The sequence below is a fragment of the Cellulomonas dongxiuzhuiae genome, assembly GCF_018623035.1.
Classification (GTDB): domain Bacteria; phylum Actinomycetota; class Actinomycetes; order Actinomycetales; family Cellulomonadaceae; genus Cellulomonas; species Cellulomonas dongxiuzhuiae.
The window spans coordinates 1,443,788-1,467,791 of record NZ_CP076023.1; the positions used below are offsets into that span (position 1 = coordinate 1,443,788).

At 75.0% G+C, this 24,004-nt stretch carries 20 protein-coding genes and 2 tRNA genes; 13 read left to right on the forward strand and 9 right to left on the reverse strand.

What is annotated here, in order from left to right; genetic code table 11:
* Position 1 precedes the first annotated feature (1 nt).
* The 3 genes from KKR89_RS06530 to KKR89_RS06540 all read right to left on the reverse strand — a co-directional run bounded on the left by KKR89_RS06530 (position 2) and on the right by KKR89_RS06540 (position 2,586).
* Positions 2-1,015: a glycine betaine ABC transporter substrate-binding protein gene (locus tag KKR89_RS06530; RefSeq protein WP_208197513.1), complete on the reverse strand. Its 1,014-nt coding sequence runs from the start codon at positions 1,013-1,015 to the stop codon at positions 2-4.
* An 87-nt stretch (positions 1,016-1,102) separates the two neighbouring features.
* Complete coding sequence (locus KKR89_RS06535; protein WP_208197514.1) at positions 1,103-1,873, reverse strand: ABC transporter permease; 771 nt, start codon at positions 1,871-1,873, stop codon at positions 1,103-1,105.
* The gene (locus KKR89_RS06540; RefSeq protein ID WP_208197515.1) at positions 1,861-2,586 is read right to left on the reverse strand and encodes an ABC transporter permease; all 726 of its coding nucleotides are present in this window, start codon (positions 2,584-2,586) and stop codon (positions 1,861-1,863) included. Before KKR89_RS06540 ends, KKR89_RS06535 begins: the two co-directional genes overlap by 13 nt.
* Positions 2,587-2,769: 183 nt before the next feature.
* Here KKR89_RS06540 and KKR89_RS06545 point away from each other — a divergent pair, with 183 nt between their 5' ends.
* The 3 genes from KKR89_RS06545 (at position 2,770) to KKR89_RS06555 (ending at position 5,020) form a co-directional block, all read left to right on the forward strand.
* Positions 2,770-3,765 (forward strand): ABC transporter ATP-binding protein, encoded by a 996-nt coding sequence (locus KKR89_RS06545; RefSeq protein ID WP_208197794.1) that lies wholly within the window; start codon positions 2,770-2,772, stop codon positions 3,763-3,765.
* Positions 3,766-3,871: 106 nt separating this feature from the next.
* Positions 3,872-4,795 carry an ATP-grasp domain-containing protein gene (locus KKR89_RS06550; protein WP_208197516.1) on the forward strand — a complete coding sequence of 308 codons (924 nt, stop codon included), beginning with the start codon at positions 3,872-3,874 and terminating at the stop codon, positions 4,793-4,795.
* A gap of 151 nt (positions 4,796-4,946) precedes the next feature.
* A tRNA-His gene (locus tag KKR89_RS06555) sits at positions 4,947-5,020 on the forward strand.
* A gap of 50 nt (positions 5,021-5,070) precedes the next feature.
* Here KKR89_RS06555 and orn read toward each other — a convergent pair.
* Both orn and KKR89_RS06565 read right to left on the reverse strand, forming a co-directional pair.
* Positions 5,071-5,664, reverse strand: coding sequence for an oligoribonuclease (gene orn, locus KKR89_RS06560; protein ID WP_243883318.1), 594 nt, complete (start codon positions 5,662-5,664; stop codon positions 5,071-5,073).
* 127 nt (positions 5,665-5,791) lie between these two features.
* Positions 5,792-6,097: a hypothetical protein gene (locus KKR89_RS06565; protein ID WP_208197518.1), complete on the reverse strand. Its 306-nt coding sequence runs from the start codon at positions 6,095-6,097 to the stop codon at positions 5,792-5,794.
* Between the two features lie 438 nt (positions 6,098-6,535).
* Between KKR89_RS06565 and KKR89_RS06570 the strand changes: the two genes are divergently transcribed.
* Complete coding sequence (locus tag KKR89_RS06570) at positions 6,536-8,098, forward strand: DUF2079 domain-containing protein (RefSeq protein ID WP_208197519.1); 1,563 nt, start codon at positions 6,536-6,538, stop codon at positions 8,096-8,098.
* Positions 8,091-8,699 (forward strand): CPBP family glutamic-type intramembrane protease, encoded by a 609-nt coding sequence (locus KKR89_RS06575; protein WP_208197520.1) that lies wholly within the window; start codon positions 8,091-8,093, stop codon positions 8,697-8,699. The genes KKR89_RS06570 and KKR89_RS06575 overlap by 8 nt, the downstream gene beginning before the upstream one ends.
* 37 nt (positions 8,700-8,736) lie before the next feature.
* On the opposite strand, the gene KKR89_RS06580 is transcribed toward KKR89_RS06575, so the two are convergent.
* Positions 8,737-9,564, reverse strand: coding sequence for an NUDIX hydrolase (locus tag KKR89_RS06580; protein WP_208197521.1), 828 nt, complete (start codon positions 9,562-9,564; stop codon positions 8,737-8,739).
* The gene (locus tag KKR89_RS06585; protein ID WP_208197522.1) at positions 9,561-10,157 is read right to left on the reverse strand and encodes an isochorismatase family protein; all 597 of its coding nucleotides are present in this window, start codon (positions 10,155-10,157) and stop codon (positions 9,561-9,563) included. Before KKR89_RS06585 ends, KKR89_RS06580 begins: the two co-directional genes overlap by 4 nt.
* A gap of 479 nt (positions 10,158-10,636) precedes the next feature.
* On the opposite strand from KKR89_RS06585, the gene KKR89_RS06590 reads away from it, so the two are divergent.
* Positions 10,637-11,485 carry a hypothetical protein gene (locus KKR89_RS06590; RefSeq protein WP_214765742.1) on the forward strand — a complete coding sequence of 283 codons (849 nt, stop codon included), beginning with the start codon at positions 10,637-10,639 and terminating at the stop codon, positions 11,483-11,485.
* A gap of 366 nt (positions 11,486-11,851) precedes the next feature.
* Here the strand turns inward: KKR89_RS06590 and KKR89_RS06595 are convergent.
* Positions 11,852-11,924: transfer RNA gene (locus KKR89_RS06595), tRNA-Arg, on the reverse strand.
* Between the two features lie 173 nt (positions 11,925-12,097).
* On the opposite strand from KKR89_RS06595, the gene KKR89_RS06600 reads away from it, so the two are divergent.
* The 7 genes from KKR89_RS06600 to KKR89_RS06630 all read left to right on the forward strand — a co-directional run bounded on the left by KKR89_RS06600 (position 12,098) and on the right by KKR89_RS06630 (position 22,305).
* Complete coding sequence (locus KKR89_RS06600) at positions 12,098-13,759, forward strand: dynamin family protein (RefSeq protein WP_251141046.1); 1,662 nt, start codon at positions 12,098-12,100, stop codon at positions 13,757-13,759.
* Positions 13,756-15,330: a GTPase gene (locus tag KKR89_RS06605; protein WP_208197525.1), complete on the forward strand. Its 1,575-nt coding sequence runs from the start codon at positions 13,756-13,758 to the stop codon at positions 15,328-15,330. Before KKR89_RS06600 ends, KKR89_RS06605 begins: the two co-directional genes overlap by 4 nt.
* A 165-nt stretch (positions 15,331-15,495) precedes the next feature.
* Entirely contained in the window at positions 15,496-16,140 is a 645-nt protein-coding gene (locus tag KKR89_RS06610) for a single-stranded DNA-binding protein (protein WP_208197526.1), read from the forward strand.
* Between the two features lie 137 nt (positions 16,141-16,277).
* The gene (ettA, locus tag KKR89_RS06615) at positions 16,278-17,960 is read left to right on the forward strand and encodes an energy-dependent translational throttle protein EttA (protein WP_208197527.1); all 1,683 of its coding nucleotides are present in this window, start codon (positions 16,278-16,280) and stop codon (positions 17,958-17,960) included.
* A gap of 102 nt (positions 17,961-18,062) precedes the next feature.
* Complete coding sequence (locus KKR89_RS06620; RefSeq protein ID WP_208197528.1) at positions 18,063-20,039, forward strand: dynamin family protein; 1,977 nt, start codon at positions 18,063-18,065, stop codon at positions 20,037-20,039.
* Positions 20,036-21,682 (forward strand): GTPase family protein, encoded by a 1,647-nt coding sequence (locus tag KKR89_RS06625; RefSeq protein ID WP_208197529.1) that lies wholly within the window; start codon positions 20,036-20,038, stop codon positions 21,680-21,682. The genes KKR89_RS06620 and KKR89_RS06625 overlap by 4 nt, the downstream gene beginning before the upstream one ends.
* Before the next feature lie 128 nt (positions 21,683-21,810).
* A complete protein-coding gene (locus KKR89_RS06630; RefSeq protein WP_208197530.1) occupies positions 21,811-22,305 on the forward strand; it encodes an acyl-CoA thioesterase in 495 nt (164 codons plus the stop codon).
* Here KKR89_RS06630 and KKR89_RS06635 read toward each other — a convergent pair.
* Entirely contained in the window at positions 22,286-23,995 is a 1,710-nt protein-coding gene (locus KKR89_RS06635; RefSeq protein WP_208197531.1) for an SDR family oxidoreductase, read from the reverse strand. The two genes, KKR89_RS06630 and KKR89_RS06635, sit on opposite strands and share 20 nt — an antisense overlap.
* Positions 23,996-24,004 lie beyond the last annotated feature (9 nt).

Consider the following 24,004-nt stretch of genomic DNA (forward strand, 5'->3'; position numbering starts at 1 on the left):
GTCAGTCGCGGGTGGCGAGCGATCCGTCGGACGACGTGACGAGCCCCACCGCGGCGTCGCCCTGCCGCACGGCCTGACCGATGAGGGCGAAGTCGTAGGACTTGAACTCGCCGACCGACAGGCCGTACGTCTCCTCGAGGCCGATCTGGCAGAACGGCCGCTCGGGGCACTCGGGCGGACCGGCGAGCACGACCTCGCCGCAGGTCGCCGCGAGGTCCGACAGCGTGGTCAGCTCGTGCTCGGCGGCGAACTCCGCGGTCACGGCGAACGCGTTCTGGTCCTGCGCGGCCGACGCGGCACCCACCACGAGGCCGCTCTCCTCGGCGAGCGGTTCCAGGGCGGTGACCGTCTCCTCGACGTCGCTGGACGCGACCGAGGGTGCGTCCGCACCGTTGACCTCGGCGTTGAGGTAGGTCACGAGCGTCGCCGCGTACTCGGGGACGACGGCGATCTCGCCGGACTGCAGCGCGGGCAGGTACGTCTCGCGCGCACCGATCGTCTGTGCCTGCGCGTCGAAGCCGGCGCTGCGCAGCACCTGCGCGTAGATCTCGGCGAGCGTGATGCTCTCGGAGAAGTTGGCAGCACCGACGGTCAGGCTCGTCCCGCTGCCGACCGACGCGTCGGGCGACTCCAGGGACTCGTCGGTCACGAACTGGGCGGCGACCTCGGTCGGGGTGCGCCGCTCGACGTCGACGGCACGGTTGAGCTCGATGAGCCGGTCGGTGTCGAGCGCGGCCGACACGGCGTCGAGCAGCTCGACGACCTGCGGGTGGTCCGCCGCGGCCTGGGCGTTGATCGCCGGGATGACGTTGTCGGCGTTCTGCAGGCCCAGGTCGTCCTCGAGCACGACGAGCGTCTCGCCCGCGACGGGCTCGCAGGCCGGCGCCCCACCGGCCGCGCTGGTGGGGTCGGACTCGGCCTGACCTCCTCCGGAGCCGGGCGTGCCGCACGCGCTGAGCGCGAGGACCGCGGCGGTCAGGACGCCGAGCGTGCGGGTCCGCGGGTTGGTGCGCATCGGAGGTCTCCTGTCATGGGTACGGCACGGGTGGCGCGGGGGTGCGGCCGGGCGACCTGTCGGCTGCGGGACCGGGAAGAGCGGTGGTCAGGGAGACGGCGCGGGATCATTCGATCCGTCTGCGGCGCCGACGGCAACCGGAAGCGCCCGCGTGCGTCGAGGGCCGGGCCGGGCGTCCGTGGCCGTGGCACGCGTGCGGCTCCGGAGCCCGCGCGGTGTCACGACGCGCTCGAGGACCGCGAGCAACCCCTCGACGAGCAGGCACAGGCCGGCCACCAGGATCCCCCCGGCGAGTGCCTTGCCGTAGCGCTGCGTGGCGAAGCCGCTGACCACGACGGTGCCGAGGCTCGTGCCGCCGACCAGGGCGGCGAGCGGAACCGTCGCGAGCACCTGCACGGCGCCCGTGCGGATCCCCGCGGCGATCAGCGGCACCGCGAGCGGCACCTCGACCGACCACATCACGCGGGCACCGGACATCCCCAGCCCGCGCGCGGCGTCGCGCGCGTCCGGGTCGACGCCCCCGACGCCGGTCACGGCGTTGGCGAGGATCGGCGGCACCGCGAAGACGGCGCACGCGAGGGCGGTGGCCGTGTTGCCGAACCATCCGGTCGCGGCGAGCAGGGTGAGGAGGGCCAGCGTCGGCAGCGCACGCGTCGTGTTCGCGACCACCACGCCGACGGTCGCCCCGCGCCCGCGGTGACCGAGCCAGAGCCCGACGGGCAGCGCGACGAGGAGCGCGACGGCGACGGCGACGGCCGACACCTCGAGGTGCGTGCGGGTCAGGGCGAGCACGCCCTGCCGCCCGGTCCAGTTGAGGGGGTCGTTGAGCCAGCGCACCGCCTCGGTCAGGACGTCCACGCGGCCTCCTCGGATGCGCTCGCAGGCGGGGTCGCCGCCGCCGAGGAGCGCCGCCACGGCGTCAGGACGCGACCCAGCAGGGCGAGCGCGAGGTCGGCGACGAGCGCCAGCACCAGGCACAGCACCGTGGCCGTCATGACCTCGGCGTGGTAGTTGCTGCGAAAGCCGCGGAACATCAGCTGGCCGAGGCCGCCGTACCCGACGACGACACCGACCGTGACGAGCGCGACGGTGCTCACCGTCGCCAGCCGGAGGCCCGCGACGACGGCCGGGACCGCCTGCGGCAGCTCGACGCCCAGCAGCAGGCGCAGGCGGCCGTAGCCCATGCCCCGGGCGGCGTCGCGCACCGCGGGGTCGACGCCCTGCAGCCCGGCCAGCGTGTTGCGCACGAGCACCAGCAGCGCGTAGAGGACGAGCCCGATGAGCACGGTGGTGCGTCCGATGCCGGTCACGGGCGCGAGCACCGCGAACAGCGCGAGCGACGGGACCGTGTACAGCACGCCCGTCGTGGCCAGCACCGGACCGGCGAGCCGCGGGCGGGCGTGCGCGAGCGCCGCGAGTGGCAGGGCCACGACGAACGCGATGAGCACGGCCTGCACGGTCAGCGACGCGTGCTGCTGGGTGTAGCGCAGCACGTCGGACCCGTTGCGCTCGAGGTAGTCCCACGAGAACCACGGGTTGGCGACGGTCGTGACGGCCTGACCGGACGGCATGCGCTCGAACCTACTGACGGGGACCGACACCCGCGCGCGGGACGCCCGGCGCGCGGGTGTCGGCGGCTGCCGCTAGCGTCGCTGGGCGTGACGCCGTCCGTACCCGGAGCCGACCGGAGCACGACCGCGCACGCGAGCGCGCCCACGAGCGTCGCCGGGGCCGACGAGGGGCACACCGTCGCGATCCGGTTCGACTCCGTGCGCAAGGAGTACGCGGGATCGGTCGCGGTCGACGACCTGTCGCTCGCGGTGCGCGAGGGCGAGCTGCTCGTGCTCGTCGGGGCGTCCGGCTGCGGCAAGTCGACGACGCTGCGGATGGCCAACCGTCTCGTCGAGCCGACCGCCGGGCGCATCGTGCTGGGCGACGAGGACGTCACCGACGTCGACCCCGTCGCCCTGCGGCGCCGCATCGGCTACGTCATCCAGAACGTGGGCCTCTTCCCGCACCGCACGGTCGCCCAGAACGTCGCGACGGTGCCCACGCTCGTGGGGTGGGACCGTCGGCGCACGCGCGACCGCGTCGCGGAGCTCCTCACGCTCGTCGGGCTCGAGCCCGCCCGGTACGCCCGACGCTGGCCGCACGAGCTGTCCGGCGGGGAGCGTCAGCGCGTCGGCGTGGCCCGGGCGCTCGCGACGGACCCGCCGGTGCTCCTCATGGACGAGCCCTTCGGGGCCGTCGACCCGGTGGGGCGTGCGCGCCTGCAGCAGGAGTTCAGCCGCCTGCAGCGCGACCTCGGGACGACCGTGATGATGGTCACGCACGACATCGACGAGGCCGTCCGCATGGCCGACCGTGTCGTCGTCCTGAGCCGCGGGGCGCGTGTGGAGCAGCTTGCGTCCCCGCTGGAGGTCGTCGCGCGGCCCGCGACCGAGACGGTCGCGGGCCTCGTCGGACGCGGTCGCACGGCGCGCCTGCTCGCCCTCGGCCGGCTGGAGCCGGCGGACCTCGACGCACCGCGCGAGGACGACGGCTCGGGGCACGCCCGTCCCGGACCTTCCGTGCGGCTCGGAGCCGAGCTGGGCGACGTCGTCACCGCGCTGACCGCCGCCGTCGAGTGCCCCGACGGGACGACCGTGGGGGTCCTCGACGAGGCGGGACGGCACGTGGGGACGGCGTCGGCCGCGAGCGTCGTGCGGGCGCTGCACCGTCTCACCGCGGCGGGCGGCGCACGCGCCTGACCGCCGCGCCCGACCGGTCCGGCGGCGGCGAGGTGCAGCCGGTGCGTCGACCGCGCGTCACGCGGCGGCAGCGTGCGCGACACACCGCGTGGGTACAGTGCGAGGTGTGAGCGAACCCACCGCACGTCTTGCCCTTGCCACGTGCGCCCAGCTGCCGCAGCTCGACCCCGACGACCTCCCGCTGCGGGCCGCGCTGACCGAGCGCGGCGTCCCCACGGACGTCGTCGTGTGGGACGACCCGACGGTGGACTGGTCGGCGTACCCGCACGTGCTCATCCGCTCCACGTGGGACTACACGGACCGGCCCACGCAGTTCGCCGACTGGACCCGCCGGGTCGAGCGCACGTCGAAGCTGCTCAACCCCGCCGACGTCGTCGCCTGGAACATCGACAAGACCTACCTGCGCGATCTCGAGCAGCGCGGGATCCCGATCGTCCCGACGATCTGGCTCGACCCCGAGCGCAACCTCGACGCCCGGGCGATCCACACACGCTTCCCCGCGTTCGGCGACTTCGTCATCAAGCCGACCGTCAGCGCCGGCTCGCGCGACACCGGCCGCTACGACGCGGGGCAGACCCCGTCGCGGTCCCTCGCCATCACGCACGCCAAGAACCTGCTGGCCGTGGGCCGGCGCGTCATGCTGCAGCGCTACCTGACCCAGGTCGACACGCACGGCGAGAGCGCGCTGGTGTACGTCGACGGAGCGTTCAGCCACGCGGTCCGCAAGGAGCCGCTGCTGGAGGGTCCGTACCGGGCGGGGGAGAAGGAGGGCGTGCTCTTCCGTGAGCGCGTCCTGGCCGCGCGTGACGTGACCGAGCAGGAGCGTGCGGTCGGCGACCTGGTCGTCGAGGAGCTCGGCAAGGTGTTCCCCGACCGCGCGCCGCTGCTGTACACGCGCGTCGACCTGATCCCCGACGACGAGGGTCGCCCCGTCGTCCTCGAGGTCGAGCTCGCGGAGCCCGCGCTGTTCTTCGAGCACGCCCCCGGCGCGGCCGAGCGGTTCGCGGACGCGGTCGCCGCGCGGTTGTGACGCGTCTCGCACACCCCCGGGCCCGCCCCGGGGCGGATGCGTGACGAAGGTCGGCGCCGCACCCGCTACACTCATCGTCGGCCCGGCGCGCGCGTCGGACCAGGTGCAGGACGGCCGGACTCCCTCGGGATCCCGGTCCGACGGCACCGCGGTGGCTATAGCTCAGCTAGGTAGAGCACCTGGTTGTGGTCCAGGGGGTCGCGGGTTCAAGTCCCGTTAGCCACCCAGCAGTCGCAGGGCGTCGACCTCGGTCGGCGCCCTGCGGCGTTCCTGGGTCACGCCCCGGGGAGCACACCCCGCTTGACGCTCGTCGCGACGACGTCGGCCGCGATCCTGCGCGCCTGGCCCGAGTCCGGCCCGGGGGCGGCGGGCAGCAGCGCCGCCCGGTAGTAGCGCAGCTCGTCGATGCTCTCGAGGATGTCGGCGAGCGCGCGGTGGCCGCCGTTCTTCTCGGGCGCGGCGAAGTACACACGGGGGTACCAGCGGCGCGCGAGCTCCTTGATGGAGGAGACGTCGACGATCCGGTAGTGCAGGTGCCCGACGAGCTCGGGCATGTCGCGGTCCAGGAACGCCTTGTCGGTGCCCACCGAGTTGCCCGCGAGGGGAGCCTTGCCGGCGTCGGGGACCCAGGTGCGGATGTAGTCGAGGACCTGCGCCTGCGCGTCGGCCAGGCTCACGCCGTGCTCGAGCTCGGGGAGCAGCCCCGAGGTCGTGTGCATGGTGCGGACGAAGTCGCCCATCTGCGCGAGCGCCTCCGGCGGCGGGGCGACGACGACGTCGACGCCGTCCCCCAGGACGTTGAGCTCGGAGTCGGTCACCACGGCCGCGACCTCCACGAGGGCGTCGTGGGCCAGGTCCAGGCCGGTCATCTCGCAGTCCACCCACACGATGCGGTCGGTGCTGGAGTGCGTGCCACCCGGGGGAGCGGCGGTGGTGGCAGTGGTCGGTGCGTCGTCGGCGGTGCTCGTCACCTCGACAGACTAGGACCAGCGCACGTCACCGGTCGTCGGGCGACGGGTCGCGGCGCGTCCCGGCCCCGTCGTCGCGGGTGGTGGTCGGTGGTCCCGGCACCAGCGGCAGGGTCGCAGCCAGGGCCGTCGCGACGACCGTGAGGACGGCCGCGGCGGCACCCAGCGCCCGCGCCGACTCCCACGAGGTGCCCGCCCACAGCGTCGCACCCAGGACCATGCCGCCCGCGAGCGCACCGACGACCACCCGGCCCAGCCAGCGCAGCGCCGCGCGTGCGGCCCGGACGTACCAGGGGGGCCGCGGTGCGGTGGCGGCGCCGTCGTGGCGGCCCATCACGCGCGACGCCCGCCCGCGGCGGGGACGCAGCGGGCGGGCGTGAGCACGGGGTCATGGTGCCACGGGTCGGGCCGTCGGTGCCGTCGGCCGTCCGGGGGGCGTCCGGCGGGTGCCGGACCCGGGATCCGGCGGTCGGCCGCGGGCGTCGTCCCGGGACCGTGGGACCGGCTCGCGCGTGCCCTGCCGGGTCGAGCGACGCAGCAGGGCGACCTGGTCCTGCCGGTGGAGCTCGAAGGTGCTGAGGGGGTGCATGGTGTCCTCCTGCGGACATGACGGGTCGCACCCGCAAGGGGTGTGGCTCGTGGTGGATGGGTGCTTCCAGGGCACCAGAGCGCAGGGGGTCGTGTCATCACATTTCCGGCGTCACGGCGGGCGTGGCAGGATGCCAGGCGTCCACCGGTGGGTCGCCCGCCGCCGCATCCCGCTGGAGGTGACGTGACGTCACGAGAGCCCGTGCTACCGGCGGTGCGGCCGGAGCACGACGTCGCTGCGCCCGCGGACGTCACCGCGCCGCAGGACGTCACCGCGCCGCAGGACGTCACCGCGCCGCAGGACGTCACCGCGCCGCAGGACGAGACCGAGACGCCCGCGGCCCCGCGACCTTCGTGGCGGGAGCGCGGTCACCGCGTCGCGCGGGTGTGGGCGCTGCCCGCGGGCGTCGGGCTGCTCGTCGCGACGCTCTACACGGTGTACTCCGTGGCCCAGTGGCGGGCGTTCGTGGTCCGCTCGTGGGACCTGGGGATCTTCACGCAGCTCGCCTCGCGGTACGCGGGGCTCGAGGCGCCGATCGTCCACATCAAGGGCCCGGACTACCACCTGCTGGGCGACCACTTCCACCCGCTGCTGGTGCTGCTCGGGCCGGTGTACGCGGCGTTCCCGCACGCCCTGACGCTGCTGGTGCTGCAGAACGTGCTCTTCGGTGTCGCGGCCGCCGTCGTCACGCGGGCCGCCGTGCCGTTGCTGGGGCGCGTGGTCGGCGGGCTCGTCGGTGTCGCGTTCGGGCTGAGCTGGGGGCTGCAGTACGCGGTGGAGGCCCAGTTCCACGAGATCGCGTTCGCGGTCCCGCTGCTCGCGATCGCCCTGGTGGCGGTGCTGCGCGAGCAGTGGCGCACGGCCGTCGTCGCCGGTGCCCTGCTCGCGCTCGTCAAGGAGGACCTCGGCCTGACGACGGCGGTGCTGGGCGTCGTCATCGCGTGGCGCGCGCGCAGGCCCGCTCTGCTGTGGCTCTCGGCGTGGGGCGTCGCGGGGTTCGTCCTGGCGACGCGCGTCGTGCTGCCCCGGCTCAACCCCGAGGGCGAGTGGGCGTACGGGTCCCGGCTCGACCTGGCCGCCGCGCTGTCGGACCCGCTGGCGCTGTACGCGCCGGCCAAGGGCTACACGCTGTGGCTGCTGGTCGTCGTCACCGGGGCGATCGCGCTGCGCTCCCCGTTCCTGCTCCTGGCCCTGCCGACCCTGGCCTGGCGCTTCCTGTCGGCCGAGCCGGGCTACTGGGAGCCGACGTGGCACTACAGCGCCGTGCTCCTGCCCATCGCGTTCGTGGCGATGCTCGACGGCATCGACCGAGCGCGGCGGGGACGCGTGCGCTGGCTGCGCCACTACAGCCGGTACGCGCCGGTCGTGGGCCTGACGGCGTCCCTCATGCTGATCCCGCAGCTTCCTCTGTGGCAGCTGACGAACCCGGGCCTGCACTTCGGTGCGCCGCGCGCCCAGGCCGCCCGCGACACGCTCGCGGTCATCCCCGACGACGTCGTCGTGGAGACGGACGTCGGCCTGATGTCGTACCTCGTCGACCGCACGGACGTGTACTACCTGGGCAACCGCAACCCCGTCCCGGACTACCTGCTGATCGACCGCCAGGGCGGCGGGACGCCGCAGGAGTGGGGCGACGTGCTGCAGGTGGCCCAGCTGCTGCACCCCGGCGTGCCGTTCGAGGTCGTGCACGTGCAGGACGGGTACGAGGTGGCGCGGCACGTGGGCACGTCCGCGGTCGATGACTGACCTCGCCCCCGACCGGCGGGTACGAGGGGGCACCGTCGTCGCGGCGTGTGCCGCGTGGCTGGTCCTGTGGTGGCTGACTCCCGGGCTGCACGCGCGCGGCGCCGGGAGCCTCGTGACCGATGACGACGCGACCTCCGTGCTGGTGGAGAGTGCCGTCGCGCTGGTCGTGCTTGCGGCACTCGCCGTCGCTCACCGCGGCGTGACCCGCTCGCTGCTGGCACCGTCGCGGGCCTGCTGGGCCTACGTGCTGCCCGCCGCCCTGGCGATCGCCCTGCCTTTCCACTACGGGCTGACCCTGCCTGTCGGCGTCTACGTGGCCTGGATGGCCGTCTCGGTGCTGTGGCAGCAGTACCTGACCTTCGGCCTGCTGCAGCACCACGTCGGCCGGCGGCTGTCGACGCCGTGGACGATCGTGGTCGTGGCGGTCATCTTCTGGGCCGGCCACGCGTGGGTGCTGCCCGACCGTTTCGGCCTCGACCAGCCGGTGCCGGCACTCGGGATCGTGGCCCTGGGTGTGGCACTCGCGACCATCCGTGCGCGGCTCGGCACGCTGCACGTGCCGGTGGCGCTGCACCTGGCGTTCTACCTGGCGTTCGCGTGAGGGGCGTCGTGGTCCGGTGGGACCACCGAGGGTGCCGTCAGCGTGCGGACCGGTCCGCCCGCAGCGCTCGTGCGTCGGCGGGCCGCAGGAGCGGCGGATGGAGCGTCCGGACGCCCTCGGTCCGGGCCTCGAACAGCGCGGCGGGCCGCCCGCGCCCCTGAGGCGGCCGCACCTCGTCGGTCGGCGCTGGGCGCACGAGCCCGGTGGTCTGCTGCACCCACCGGCGGAAGTTGGAGCGGTCGAGCCGTACGCCCCACACCGCCTCGTACACGTGCTGGAGCTCCCCGAGCGTGAAGGTCGGGGGGCAGAACGCCGTGGCGAGGGACGTGTACTCGATCTTCGCGGCGACGCGGTCGAACGCGGCGGCGAGGATGCGGGCGTGGTCGAACGCGAGCGTCGGCGCACCGTCGACGTCGCTGTCGTGGTCGCCGCCCCGCAGTCCCGGCAGGTCGAGGTCGTCCACGGCCCACCAGCGCGCACAGCGGGCGTCCGAGCCCGCCTGCGGGTCGGGCAGGTCGGGTGCGAACGCGACGTGCGCGACCGAGACGACGCGCATGCGGGGGTCGCGCCCCGGCGTGCCGTAGGTCCGCAGCTGCTCGAGGTGCCAGTCCGTGCGGGTCAGGCCGGTCTCCTCCGCGAGCTCGCGCCACGCGGCGTCGTCGATGTCCTCGTCGACACCCACGAACCCGCCGGGCAGCGCCCACGCGCCCTCGTACGGGTCCGCGGACCGCTCGACGAGGAGCACCTTGAGAGCGCCGTCGCGCACCGTGAAGATCGCCAGGTCGACCGTGACGCCGAACGGCGGGTAGTCCCCGGCGTCGTAGCCCTCGGGTGCCGTGGCCGGCGCGTCGGTGCCCGTGCTCATCGCGACTCCTCGAGCCGGATCCTCCGGGCGGTCAGGTCGGTCAGCGCCCGGATCGCGGTCGGCGCGGACACCGCCGCTGTCAGGTCCGTCAGGACGGTGACGATCGTCGCGCCGCCGCGTCGGGCGTCCACGGCGGTCGCGGCGACGCAGAAGTCGGTGGCCAGGCCGACGACGTCGACGCACGCGATGTTCCGGTCGAGCAGCAGGCTCGCGAGCTGGCGCCCGTCGGGGGCGTCGAGGATGCGGCCCTGGAACCCCGAGTAGTCCTGGCGCGACTCGCCCTTGACGACGTGCACCGTGCGCTCGGGCAGCTCGAGGTTCGGGTGGTACTCGGCGCCGGGGGTGCCGGCCACGCAGTGCACGGGCCACGTGGTGACGTAGTCGGGGTCGCCGTCCGCGGCGAAGTGCCCGTCGTTGGTGTCCGGCAGTGGTGCGTGCCAGTCGCGGGTCGCCACGACGGTGTCGTAGCGGGCTCCGCGCCGCCGGAGGTAGTCGCTGATGCGCGCCGCGACGTCCGCGCCGCCGGCGACGGCCAGGGCCCCGCCCTCGCAGAAGTCGTTCTGCACGTCCACGACGATCAGTGCGCTCTTCATGGTGAGGCTCCGCTCCGTTGCCGACCTACAGTGGTCGGAGTGACCACTATTGCATGTCGCGGGCGCGCTCGCGAGGGCAGGGGGTCGACGCGACCGTCGCACCCGCTCACGTCGACCCCGTGCCTTCGCGTCGCCCTCGAGGACGGCTGGGCAGGGACGCGGCGCCTCGCGCTGGCGCCCTGCCCTGGCCGGGTGGAGTCGCTCGGTGTTTGCGACCGAAGACAGCACCCAGCTCGCGGTCTTGGGGGCACGCCACCACCGTGGAAGACACGCCCAACCCAACGCCGGCGTGCCGGCGGTCGTGGCGTGCCGGCGGTCGCGTGTGGGCGGACGGGCTCGTGTCAGGGGGTGGCGGGTGCGCGCGCCCCGGACGAGGATGACCCTGATCGGGCTGTACTGCTCATCGGACGGGGGGAGGCTGCCCGATGTCGGGGTCCAGTGAGGAGGGGTCGGACTCGGACCCCAAGCTGTACACGACGGTGCAGCGACTGCAGAAGCATCCGGTCGCGGTCGTGGGGGCCCTGTTGCTCGGGGCGCTTGGTGCGGTGGCGACGGTCGGGGGCTTCTTCGGTGTGGTTCAGGAGTGGCTGTGGCCGGCGCCTTCACCTACTGCGACTGCGGCACCGACTCCGACGTCGTCACCGTCGCCGTCGGTGGACCCGTACGCGGAGCTGGCGGCGTTGGACCTGGATATCCGGCTGGCGTACTTCGAGGAGACGTTCGGGGTCGCGAAGTCTGCGGTCGACGTGTGCGCTGATGGGGAGTGCCTGAGCCCGCCGCCGGTGCCGGCGCAGCTGGTCATCCACGAGACCGACGACGTCATGGTGCGGGCGTTGTTCGCTGACGATGCCCTGGCGGCCTACACCGTGACGACGAAGGACGAGTCGTTCACACCGCCGGTGCGGTGGATCGGGATGGACCTGGGGCCGTTGGGGACCCTGACGACGCAGGAGCTCCTCGACGAGGTGGAGCCGGTCGCGCCGGACGGTGTCGCGTCGGTGCGGCACGGGATGGTGTGGCTCGCGTACGTGGACGTGTTCGTCGGTGGTGCTCCGGCGGACTACCGGGGTCTGGTGCTGGCGTGGACCTTCGATGGTGCGCCGACCCCGATCGACACGGAGGTCGCCGATGGGCTGATGTTCGCTGGGGACGGTCCGGGTGGGCATGACCCGTTGGCGAATGCGGAGTACGCGAAGGGGCTCGTGGCCATCAGGGGCACGACGGTGCCGAACACGTACGGCGAGTACCGCGATGACGGGCCGTTGGCGCAGTGGCTGCACGACCCGGAGAACGTGCACGGGCTGCTGTTCGAGGGCAGCGAGTACTGACCCCGCCCCGCGGTCCTGTGCCGGGGGCCGCGAGTGCAGCACGTCGGTCGCCGACCTGGAGCTCCTCACAGACCTGGTTGGTCGTGAGCAGGCGGCCGGAGGACTGGAGGCGAGTTGTCGTTGCCATACGGGCACTGGTGCCTGACGGTGAGAGCCTGTCAATGCCTGCACGCCCCCACAGCGGGTGAAGCCGACGGACGGTGGGGACCGCGGGGAACAAGCGGGACATCGCCAGCCTGTGCGGGACCTGCTGGGACGCCCGGCGGGGGCCGTTTTCGGGCCTCAGCGGGACACGAGCGGGACAAGCTCCCGGTGAGGGCGCGGTCCCGGTGGGGTGGTCAGCGCATCGTCCCTGGTCAGACTGGGCGCCCCCGGCAGGACTCGAACCTGCAACCGACGGATTAGAAGGCCGTTGCTCTATCCATTGAGCTACGGGGGCTGGTGCCGAACAGCGTAGTGGGGCCGGGCGGACGGCCCTCGTGGGTGACGTGCCGCAAGTCCGTCACCAGACCCGTGGCATGTCACCCGCGCGCCGCGTTTGGCCTGGTCAGGTGTGGGACCGACAATGGGCACGTGAGTGCGCAGCCCGGAACCGTGCCTGCGCAGAGCTCAGTGCCTGCGCCGGGGGACTTCGGCGAGCCGTCGGTCGCCCACCACGTCCTCGCACGTCCGCTCGCGCAGACGTCGCTGCTGGACGCCGTGCGCGACCTGCGCCGTGACGTCGAGGCCACGACGTTCCCGCTGGAGATCGTGGGGGTCGAGGAGGCGCGCGCGTCGCGTGCGCGGCTGGTCGACCAGCTCGACGAGCACCTCGTGCCGCGCCTGACCGAGCTCTCCGCGCCGGCCGTGGTGGTCGTGGCCGGGTCCACGGGCGCCGGCAAGTCCACCCTCGTCAACTCGCTGGTGGGGCGCGAGGTGAGCGCCGCGGGCGTGCTGCGCCCGACCACGCGCGAGCCCGTGCTCGTCCACCACCCGCTGGACGCCGACCTGCTGTCGCACCACCCCGTGCTCGACGAGGTCCAGGCCGTCGCCGCGGACACGGTGCCGCGCGGCATCGCGATCCTCGACGCGCCCGACCTCGACTCCGTCCTGGACTCCAACCGCGACACCGCGCACCGGCTGCTCGAGGCGGCCGACCTGTGGCTCTTCGTCACGACCGCGTCCCGCTACGGCGACGCCCTGCCCTGGCGGGTGCTCCGCTCGGCCGTCGAGCGCAGCACGTCCGTCGCGATGGTGCTCAACCGGGTGCCTGCGGCGTCCCTGCCGACGGTCCGCGGGGACCTGCTCGACCGGTTGCGCGCGCACGGCCTGGCAGGGGCGCCGCTGTTCGTCATCCCGGACGTCGGCCCGCACTCCGGCCCGCTGACGACCGCCGTCGTGGCGCCCGTCCTGCGCTGGCTCAACATGCTCGCCGGCCCGGACCGGGCCCGCACGGTCGTGGCCCGCACGCTGCGCGGCGCGCTCGCGGCCCTGCGGCTGTGGGTCGACGAGCTCGCGGAGGCCGTGCAGGACCAGGCCGACGCGGCGGCCCGCATCGCGCGGACGCTCGACGGGGCGACCACGGCCCCGGGCGACGCCGCCGCCGAGACGATCCGTGCCGGAGCCGTCGCCGACGGGGCCGTGCGGGCGCGCTGGGCCGAGCTGGTGGCCAAGGGTGCGCCCTTCGCGCGGCTGGTGCGCCGCTCGGGCCGGGTGCGCGGCTCGGGGCGGACCGGGCGTGCCCGCGGTGCAGCCGTCGCACCGCTGATGAGCGACCTGACCGCGTCGACCACCTCCGTGCTCACCGCCGTGGGGCTGCGGGGCAGCGCCGCGCTCCGGGCGGCGCTCACGGGCCCGAGCGCCCCGCCCGGCGGCTCGTCGGTGCTCGCACGCTGGCCCGACGGCGAGGCCTCCCGGGTCGCCGCCGCCGAACGAGCCGCGCGCGCCTGGACGGGCGAGGGCGCACGGCTGGTGCGCGTCGTCCTGGCCGGGAGCGGAGCCGACGCCCGGCGTCGCGCGCAGGTCGGCAAGGCGGTCGGCGAGGACGCCCTGGCGGCGATGGTGCTCGCGGCCGCAGCCGGCGTCGACGAGGCGGCACAGGCCGTCCGGACGCTGCTGGGCGACGCCGGCGACGACGTCGTGTCGGCGCTGCGCGAGGACCTGGTGCGCCGTGCACGCGCGCAGGTGGACCTCGAGCGGACCATCGCCGACCGCACCCTCGACGACCCGGACCTCGCGGCCGACGCGTCGTCGCGCCTGCGGCTGCGCCTCGCCGTCCTCAAGGGGCTGACGTGAGCGACGACCCGACCAGCACCACGACCATCCCCGTCGTCCCCGGCGGCGACGGACCCACGCACGACGTGCGCGTCGAGCCGCCGGCCACGTCGCAGGGTGCCGTGCGCGGCGCCACGACCGCGGCGCTCGACGAGCGGGTGGACGCGCTCGACGGCGCGCTGGCCGTCGGCGGTGCCCGGTTCGACCCGGCCGTGGTGGCGCGGGTCGGCGCGACGATCGAGCGCGTGCGGGAGCGCCTCGCGCTCGGCGTCGACCACACGGTCGTCGCGCTCGCGGGCGGGACGGGGTCCGGCAAGTCGAGCCTCTTCAACGCCGTGAGCCGCCTGCAGTTCGCCGACGTGGGTGTGCGCCGGCCGACCACGTCACGCGTGACCGCGTGCGTGTGGGGCGCCGACGGCGGGCCCCTGCTCGACTGGATCGGCGTCGAGCCCGAGCACCGCATCGAGCGGGAGAGCCTGCTCGACGGTGACAGCGAGGCCTCGCTGCGCGGCCTGGTGCTGCTGGACCTGCCCGACCACGACTCGATCGCGCCCGAGCACCGCGAGGTCGTCGACCGGGTGCTGCCGCAGGTGGACCTGCTGGTCTGGGTCGTCGACCCCCAGAAGTACGCCGACGACGCGCTGCACTCGGGGTACCTGCGGCGCATGACCGGCCGGGACGCGTCGATGCTGCTCGTCCTCAACCAGGTCGACACCGTGCCGCCCGACGTGCGCGGCGACCTCGTGGCCGACGTGCGGCGGCTGCTGGTGGAGGACGGGCTGCCCGACGTGCTGGTCCACGAGGTGTCGGCGGTGACCGGGGAGGGTGTCGGTGGGTTGCGCGACGCGCTCGCCGGCACCGTCGCCCGCAGGTCGGTCGCCGCCGTGCACGCCGACGCCGAGATCGCGGACGCGGCGCGTCTGGTGCAGGCGCAGGTCGCGTCGCGTGAGCCCGCGCCGAGCGCGCTGGCCGTCGGGGTCGTCGTCGACCGGCTGTCGTCGGCCGCGGGGCTGACCGCCGTCGGCGCGGCGGTCGCGGCCGCCGTCCGCGGTGGTGCCGGCACGCCGCCGCGGCTCGGTGAGGTCCACGCCGACGGTGTCGGGCTGGCCCGGGCGTCGTGGCTCTCGAGCGTCACGCAGGGGCTGCCCCGGCCGTGGGCCGAGGATCTGCGCTCACGCGTCGCGACGACGGCGGAGCTGCGCCTCGCGGTCACGGACGCGCTCGCTCACGTCCCCGTCGCGGCGCGGCGCTCGCGCGCGGCGACGGTCCTGCTGCTCCTCGCGGTGGTCGCCGGGGTGGCCGGTCTCGCCGGTGCGGGCGTCCTGCTGGCCGACCGCCTCGGGGCGTCCGTGTCGTGGCTGCCGCCGGTGGCGCTCGTGGCCGCCGTGCTCGCCCTGGGCGTGCTGCTGCTGGTGGTGTCGACGCTCGTCCGGCGCCGGGCGGCGCGCACGCGTGGCGCGCGCGTCGTCGCGGACGGTCGCGCCGCGATCGAGTCGGCCGCGCGCGGGCGCCTGCTGGTGCCGACGCAGGACGTCCTGGCGGAGCACCGGCACGCGCGCGAGCTCGCGGCGCGAGCCCTCGGCGAGGGCTGACACCCGCCCTCTCCGCCTGTGCGCGCGGTGAGCCGCCCACAGGCCCTGTTGTCGGCGTGCTCGTCCACCGATGCGCGTCCCGGCGCCCCGCGCGGCACCCCCGGCCGTCGACGATGACGGTTCGACGCCCCGCGCTCGCGGGGCCACGGCAGACAGGGGACCACGATGGGAACGCACACCCAGGACGTGACGGTCGTCGGATGGGTCGGCTCCGACCTGCGCACCTACCACCTCGACGGGGTCGGCGGAGTGCCCTACGCGCAGTTCCGGCTCGCCTCCACGCGGCGCGTGCTCGACCGGCAGTCCGGTGCCTTCCGCGACGGCCCGACGCTGTGGTTCACGGTCAAGGCGTGGCGGACCGCGGCCGTCAACCTCGACGCGTCCCTCGCGAAGGGCGATCCCGTGCTCGTCGTCGGGCGGCTCGGTCAGTCGGAGTGGGTCGCGCAGGACGGCGCGCCACGCTCCGAGCTCGTGCTCGAGGCGCTCGCCGTCGGGCACGACCTGAGCTTCGGGACGACGAAGTTCCGCCGCACCCTCTCGGGCCCGCGGCGGGCGCGCGACGACCAGCCCGACGCGACGCCGCAGGACGACGACCACGGCCCGGCCGAGGGGCGCGCGGGCGTGGGGGCCGTCCTCACCGACGACCCGTGGGCGTCGCTCGTCGACGAGGCGCCGGTCGAGGAGCCGGCGGCCGACGACGCGGACGTGGTGGACGGCGACGGCGGCGATGGCGGTCCGGAGGGCGCGGGTATGTCGTCCGCCGGGACCGGTGCGCGGCCGGGCGCTGGTCGGACGCGGGTGATCGCCTAGGCTGGTGGATCGGCACCCGGCGCCCGCGGCCGGGCGGTGACGGCGCGACACCCTGCACGTACCTCGCGTGCGTCCAGGGGCCGCGCGCCCCCGCCTCCGCGGCACCACAGAACCTACGAGGAGCGGACGAGCACTCAGTGGCTGAGTTCATCTACACCATGTACAAGGCGCGCAAGGCGCACGGCGACAAGGTCATCCTCGACGACGTCTCCCTCAACTTCCTGCCCGGCGCCAAGATCGGCGTCGTCGGCCCCAACGGCGCGGGCAAGTCCACGATCCTCAAGATCATGGCCGGCCTCGACCAGCCGTCGAACGGCGAGGCGCGTCTCGCGCCCGGGTACACGGTCGGCATCCTGCAGCAGGAGCCGCCGCTGAACGAGGAGAAGACGGTCCTCGGCAACGTGGAGGAGGGCGTCGCCGAGATCAAGGGCAAGCTCGACCGCTACAACGAGATCTCGGCCCTGATGGCGGACCCCGACGCCGACTTCGACACGCTGCTGGCCGAGATGGGCCAGCTGCAGGAGGCGATCGACGCCGCCGACGCGTGGGACCTCGACGCCCAGCTCGAGCAGGCGATGGACGCGCTGCGGTGCCCGCCGCCCGACGCGGACGTCACCGTGCTGTCGGGTGGTGAGCGGCGACGCGTCGCCCTGTGCAAGCTCCTCCTGGAGAAGCCCGACCTCCTGCTCCTCGACGAGCCCACGAACCACCTGGACGCCGAGAGCGTGCTCTGGCTCGAGGCGCACCTCAAGAGCTACCCGGGCGCCATCCTGGCCGTCACCCACGACCGGTACTTCCTCGACCACGTCGCCGAGTGGATCTGCGAGGTCGACCGGGGTCGGCTGTACCCGTACGAGGGCAACTACTCGACGTACCTGGAGAAGAAGGGCGAGCGCCTCGCCATCCAGGGCAAGAAGGACGTCAAGCTCGCCAAGCGCCTCAAGGAGGAGCTGGAGTGGGTCCGGTCCAACGCCAAGGGCCGGCAGACCAAGTCGAAGTCGCGCCTGGCGCGCTACGAGGAGATGGCTGCGGAGGCGGACCGCACCAGGAAGCTCGACTTCGAGGAGATCCAGATCCCGCCGGGCCCGCGCCTGGGCTCGATCGTGCTCGAGGCGTCGAACCTGCAGAAGGGCTTCGACGGGCGCGTGCTCATCGACGGGCTCAGCTTCACGCTGCCGCGCAACGGCATCGTCGGCGTGATCGGCCCCAACGGTGTCGGCAAGACGACGCTGTTCAAGACGATCGTCGGCCTCGAGCCGCTGGACGGCGGTGACCTCAAGGTCGGCGAGACCGTCTCGATCTCCTACGTCGACCAGTCCCGCGGCGGGATCGACCCGAAGAAGACGCTGTTCGAGGTCGTCTCGGACGGGCTGGACTTCCTCAAGGTCGGCAACGTCGAGATGCCCTCGCGCGCCTACGTCGCCGCGTTCGGGTTCAAGGGCCCGGACCAGCAGAAGCCCGCCGGCGTGCTGTCCGGCGGTGAGCGCAACCGCCTGAACCTCGCGCTCACGCTCAAGCAGGGCGGCAACCTGCTGCTCCTCGACGAGCCGACGAACGACCTCGACGTCGAGACGCTCGGCTCGCTGGAGAACGCGCTGCTCGAGTTCCCCGGCTGCGCCGTGGTCGTCTCCCACGACCGGTGGTTCCTCGACCGCGTGGCGACGCACATCCTGGCGTACGAGGGCACCGAGGAGAACCCGGGCAGCTGGTACTGGTTCGAGGGCAACTTCGCGTCGTACGAGGAGAACAAGGTCCAGCGCCTCGGCGCGGACGCCGCGCGGCCGCACCGCGTGACGTACCGCAAGCTGCGCCGCGACTGACGCACGGCCCTGCGACGGCCCGGACGAGCACCGCGTCCGGGCCGTCGCCGTGCGCGCGGGGGTCGACAGGTGGGCGGAGCCCGTGTCGGGCACACTGACGCCATGACGGAGCCCGAGGTCGGCGGTACGACGGAGCCCGAGGTCAGCGGCGCGTCCGTGACGTTCGACGGGGCGGTGAGCGGCCTGCTCGACGCGCTCGAGCGTCTGCAGCAGCGGCTCGCGACGCTCGCGCTCCCGCTCGAGGCGCCCGGCGTCGCCGAGGCGCGCCGCGACCGGCAGGCCGCGCTCGCACAGCTCGACGACTACCTGCTCCCACGCCTGCGCGCACGCTCGGCTCCGCTTCTCGTCGTCGTCGGCGGATCCACGGGCGCCGGCAAGTCCACCCTCGTCAACTCGCTCCTGGGGGTCCAGGTGTCGGCCCCCGGCGTGCTGCGCCCCACGACCCGGGCGCCCGTCCTCGTGCACCACCCGCTCGACGAGCGCTGGTACTCGACCGACCGCGTCCTGCCCGGCCTCGCACGTCTGACCGCCGTGCCCGTGACGGGTGACGCACCGGCGGGCAGCGGTGTCGCCGATCCGGCGCGGGCCCTGCGGCTCGTCGCGTCGCCGGCGCTGCCGCGCGGGCTGGCGCTGCTCGACGCGCCCGACGTCGACTCGGTCGACGTCGGCAACCGGCGCCTCGCCGCGCAGCTGCTCGATGCGGCCGACCTGTGGCTGTTCGTCACGACCGCGGCGCGGTACGCCGACGCCGTCCCCTGGGACCTGCTGCTCCGGGCCGCGCAGCGGCACGCACAGGTCGCGCTCGTCGTCGACCGCGTGGACCCGGGGACAGAGGAGGTGGCCGCGGACCTGCGGCGGATGATGGACGAGAACGGCCTGCCGGACGCCCGGCTGTTCCTCGTCCCCGAGTCCCCGCTGGTCGACGGGCTGCTGCCCGAGTCGGCCGTGTCCGGCGTCGCGGCGTGGCTCACGGCGCTGGGCGCCGACGCTCCCGCACGTGAGGCGGTCGCGCTCGCCACCCGGGACGGCGTGGTCGGCGACCTGGCACGGCGCGCACAGGTGCTCGCCGACGCGGCGGACGTGCAGGTGGCGACCGACCGCAGGCTCCGCGAGGTGGTGGCGGCCGCCTACGCCGACGCCGCGACGCACGTGCAGCTGGCGACGTCCGACGGGGCGATGCTGCGCGGCGAGGTCCTGGCCCGCTGGCAGGAGTTCGTCGGGACGGGTGAGCTGCTGCGTTCGGTCGAGCACGGCGTCGGCCGGGTGCGCGACGCGGTCACGGCGTTCTTCCGCGGCACGCCGACGCAGGCGCCGCGCGTCGAGCAGGCGATCGCGCACGGGCTCACCGCCGTCGTTCTCGACGCGGCCGACGAGGCCGCCGAGCGCACGCACGCGGCGTGGCGCGGCGACCCCGCGGGTGCCGCGCTGCTGCCCGGTCTGGACCTGGCGCGTGCGTCCACGACGCTGCGGGCCGAGGTGGACGCGCAGGTGCGCGGGTGGCAGTCGGACGTGCTGGAGCTCGTGCGGGAGCAGGGGGAGTCGCGGCGGGGGACTGCCCGCTACCTGTCGTTCGGCGTCAACGCGGCCGGTGTGAGCCTCATGGTGCTCGCGTTCGCGTCGACGGGCGGTCTGACGGGCATCGAGGTCGGCATCGCCGGCGGGACCGCGGTCGTCGCGCAGAAGCTTCTCGAAGCGGTCTTCGGTGACGACGCGGTCCGGCGGCTGACGACTTACGCGCGGGAGCGGCTGGACGCCCGCGTCGAGGGCGTGCTCGCGCGCGAGGCCGAGCGGTACACCGCGCAGCTCGACGCGCTCGGCTCCGCCGCCGTCGACGGGGCCGCGCTGCGCGCCGCGGGCCGGGACGTCGAGCGGGCGGCGAGCGCCGAGCGGTCCGTGCGCCCCGAGCTGGTCCCCGGCACGGCTCCCGCGGTGAGCAACGCGCTGCGCGGCGCAGGGGCGGGCGTCGATGCGGGTGGTCGGGGACACGACGCACCGCACGGAGCGGACCGCGAGCAGCCCGACTCCCGGCGCCCCGGGTTCTGGCGGCGGCTGCTCGGCGGGACGCAGGGCGAGGCATGAGCCTGACCCTCGACGAGCGCGTCGCCGCGCTCGACGCCGCGCTGGACGCCGGCGACGGACGGCTGCCCGCGCCGCTGGTCACGCAGACGCGCGACCTGCTCGCGCGCGTGCGGGAGCGTGCCGGGCTGTCCGCCGAGCACACCGTGGTCGCGCTCGCGGGCGCGACGGGCTCCGGCAAGTCGTCCCTCTTCAACGCGCTCGTCGGCGCGGACCTGGCCGGCACGGGCGTGCAGCGGCCGACGACGTCCCACCCGCTGGCCGTCGTGGTCGGGGACGACCCGGACGGCGACGGACCCGCTCGGCTGCTCGACTGGCTCGAGGTCGGGCGGCGGCACGCCCTGCCGGCAGGGCAGCCGGGGGCGCCCGACGGCCGGCCCCGTGCCGGGGCGGACGCGCGGGGTGCCCGGCTCACCGACGGGCTCGTGCTGCTGGACCTCCCCGACCACGACTCGGTCGTCGTCGAGCACCGCGTGCGGGCCGAACGGCTGGTGTCCCGTGCCGACCTGCTGGTCTGGGTCGTGGACCCGCAGAAGTACGCCGATGCGGCGCTGCACGAGCGGTACCTGCGGCCCCTCGCGGGTCACGACGACGTCGTCGTGCTCGTCCTGAACCAGGCGGACCGGCTCAGCGCGGGCGACGTCGACTCCGTCCTGGCGGACCTGCGCCGGCTCGCCGCCGCCGACGGCCTCGAACGTGCGCGGGTCCTCGCCGCGTCAGCACGGACGGGCGCCGGTGTCGACGACCTGCGGGCGCTGGTCGCGCAGGCCGTCGAGCGCCGCGAGGCGACGAACCAGCGCTTCGGCGCCGATCTGCGCACCGCCGCCCGCGGTGTCGCCGACGCCTGCGGTCCGGAGCCGCGCGGGCGCCGCCGTGACGTCGCCACCGACCGGCTGCTCGACGCGCTGGAGGACGCGGCGGGCGTGCCGACCGTCGTCACCGCCGTGCGGCGGTCGGCGGTCCGCCGTGCCGGCGCGCACACCGGCTGGCCGCCGGTGCGCTGGCTGGCGCGGTTGCGTCCCGACCCGCTGCGTCGGCTGCACCTGGCACCCCGGCCCGCCGCCGAGGCCGACCTCACCCGCACGTCGCTGCCGCCGGCCGGGGCCGCCCAGCGGGCGACGGCAGCGACCGCCGTGCGCGACCACGCGGACGCCGTGCTGGCGGGTGCACCCGACACGTGGGTGCTGGCGGCTCGCGCCCGCCTCGACACCGGGGCGCTGCCCGACGCGCTCGACCACGCGGTGGCGCGCACGCCGCTGCTGCCCGAGCGCCCGCTCTGGTGGTGGCGCGTCGCTGGGGCCGTGCAGTGGCTGCTGCTGACCGCCGCCGTGGTGGGTGCACTGTGGCTCGGGGGGATCGCCCTGCTCGCCTACCTGCAGCTCCCGGAGCCGGTCACCCCGGTGTGGGGCCCGGCGCCCGCACCCACCGTCCTGCTCGTCGGGGGTGTCCTCGCCGGTCTGCTCGTCGCGGCCCTCGGGGCGCTCGCGGGGCGCTGGGGAGCGCGGGCGCGCGCCCGCGCGGCCCGCCGGCGGCTGCGGGCGTCCGTCACCGAGGTCGCGCAGCGGCTCGTCCTGACGCCGCTGGCGGCGGAGACCGACGCGTTGGCCGCGTGCCGCCGGCAGGCCGCGCGGGCCGCCGGCCGCTGAGGCGGTCGGGTGCGCGTGCGCCGCACGCCGACGGCGTGCCCGCGGGGGCCGATTTCCGCCGGTGACGCACGCCGCGCGACGATACGACCTGGCGCCGCGACCGAGCGCCGGGGGCACGAGGAGGACGCATGGCCAGGATCACGGTGCCGGTGCAGCTGCGCTGGTCCGACATGGACGCCTACGCACACGTCAACAACGTGGAGATGCTGCGGCTCCTGGAGGAGGCGCGCATCGAGGTCTTCTGGCGCCACCCCGAGGGCCCGGACGGCACGGTCCCCGACGGTGCCCGTCCGACGGCGGTCCTCGACGCGGGGCCGGGCGCCCTGACGTCGACGCTCGTGGCGCGCCAGGAGATCCAGTACGTGCGTCCCCTGCCGTACCGCCGGGCACCCGTCGTCATCGAGCTGTGGCTGGGGCACCTCGGCGGTGCGAGCCTGGACGTCTGCTACGAGGTCCGCGACGCGCCGACGACCGTCGAGGGGTCGGTCGTGTTCGCGGTCGCGACCACGACGATCGTGCTGGTCGACACCGCGACCGGGGCCCCGCGCCGTCTGACCGCGGACGAGCGTGCCGTCTGGAGCCCGTACCTGGAGGCCCCCGTCGTCATCCGCCGTCGCGCGTGAGGTCGGCCCGCGCGCGCTCGGCCCGCTCGGCGGCGCGTGCGACGTTGCGCTGCATGCCACCGAACACGACGCCGTGGAACGGGTACACCGCCCACCAGTAGAGCTGCCCGCCGAGCCCGTGCGGGTGGAACAGCGCACGCTGCGCGAAGACCACCGGCGGCCTGCGCCACGCCGCGGGGTCCCACGACCCCTCGGCGTCGTGCGCGCCGGGATCGGGCTGCGGGCCGGCTCGCGTCCCGGGCGCGGTGCTCTCATCCTCCTCGACGCGCAGCTCGAGCCACGCCAGGCCCGGCAGCCGCATCTCGGCCCGCAGCCGCAGCATGCGTCCGGGCACCAGCTGCTCCACGCGCCAGAAGTCCACGGCGTCGTCGACGAGCAGGCGCGCGGGGTCGCGACGTCCGCGCCGCAGCCCCGGCCCGCCGACCACGCGGTCGAGCAGACCGCGCACGCGCCACGCCAGCGCCCAGGAGTACCAGCCGCGCTCACCGCCCACGGCCTCGACGACGCGCCACAGCGCGGCCGGTGACGCGTCGACCACGACGCGTCGCTCGTCGACGTACAGCGAGCCGCCGGCCCAGTCGGGGTCCGAGGGGAGCGGGTCGCTGGGGGCGCCGGGGGGAGCGGCGGAGGACCAGCGCGTGCTGACGCTCGCGCCCTGGACGCGGGCCAGCGCGAGCCGGACCGCGCGGTCGAACCCCACGAGGCCGCCGGGCGGATCGGGGACGTGGTCGGCGATGTCGTGCTCCTCGCAGACGACCTCGTGGATGAGCGACTCGACGAGCGGCCGTGCCAGCCCACCGGGCACCGGCGTGACCAGCGAGACCCACAGGCTCGACAGGCGCGGCGTCAGCACGGGGACGGGCACGATGACGCGCCGGGGCAGCCCCGCGATCCGGGCGTAGCGCTGCATCATGTCGCGGTAGGTCAGCACGTCGGGCCCGCCGATGTCGAAGACGCGGGACACGTCGCGCGGCATGGCCGCGGCGCCCACGAGGTAGCGCAGGACGTCGCGTATCGCGATCGGCTGGATCCGGTTCGACACCCACCGGGGCACCGTCATCGCCGGCAGCCGCTCGGTGAGGTAGCGCATCATCTCGAACGACGCGGACCCCGAGCCGAGGATGACCGCGGCCCGCAGCACGGTCGTCGGCACCCCCGAGGCCAGCAGGATCTCGCCGACCTCGGTCCGCGACGCCAGGTGGGGCGACAGCTCCTCGTCGCGCGGGGACAGCCCGCCCAGGTAGACGATGCGCCCGACGCCCGCCGCGTGGGCGGCCCGTGCGAACGTCCGCGCGGTGCGCCGGTCCCGCTCCTCGAACGTCTTCCCGGTCCCGAGGGAGTGGATGAGGTAGTACGCGACGTCGACACCCTCGAGCGCGGCCCGGATCTGCGCGGGCTCCGCGGCGTCCGCGGCGACGACCTCGACGGAGTCGTACCAGGGGCGCCCGCGCAGCCGGTCGGGGTGGCGTGCCAGCGCCCGCACGCGGTACCCCGCCGCCAGGAGCTCGGGCACCAGCCGCCCGCCGACGTACCCGGTGACGCCGGTGACGGCGACGAGCGGCGCGTCGGGCCGCGGCCGGCCGTCGGGTCCCGGCCCGGGCACCAGCCCGGTGAGCGTGCGCGCGACGGGCTCAGGGGCGAGGTCCGGCTCGGGCGCGGTGCCCGGCAGGTCGTCGCGGCTGTCGCTCATCCGGGCAGT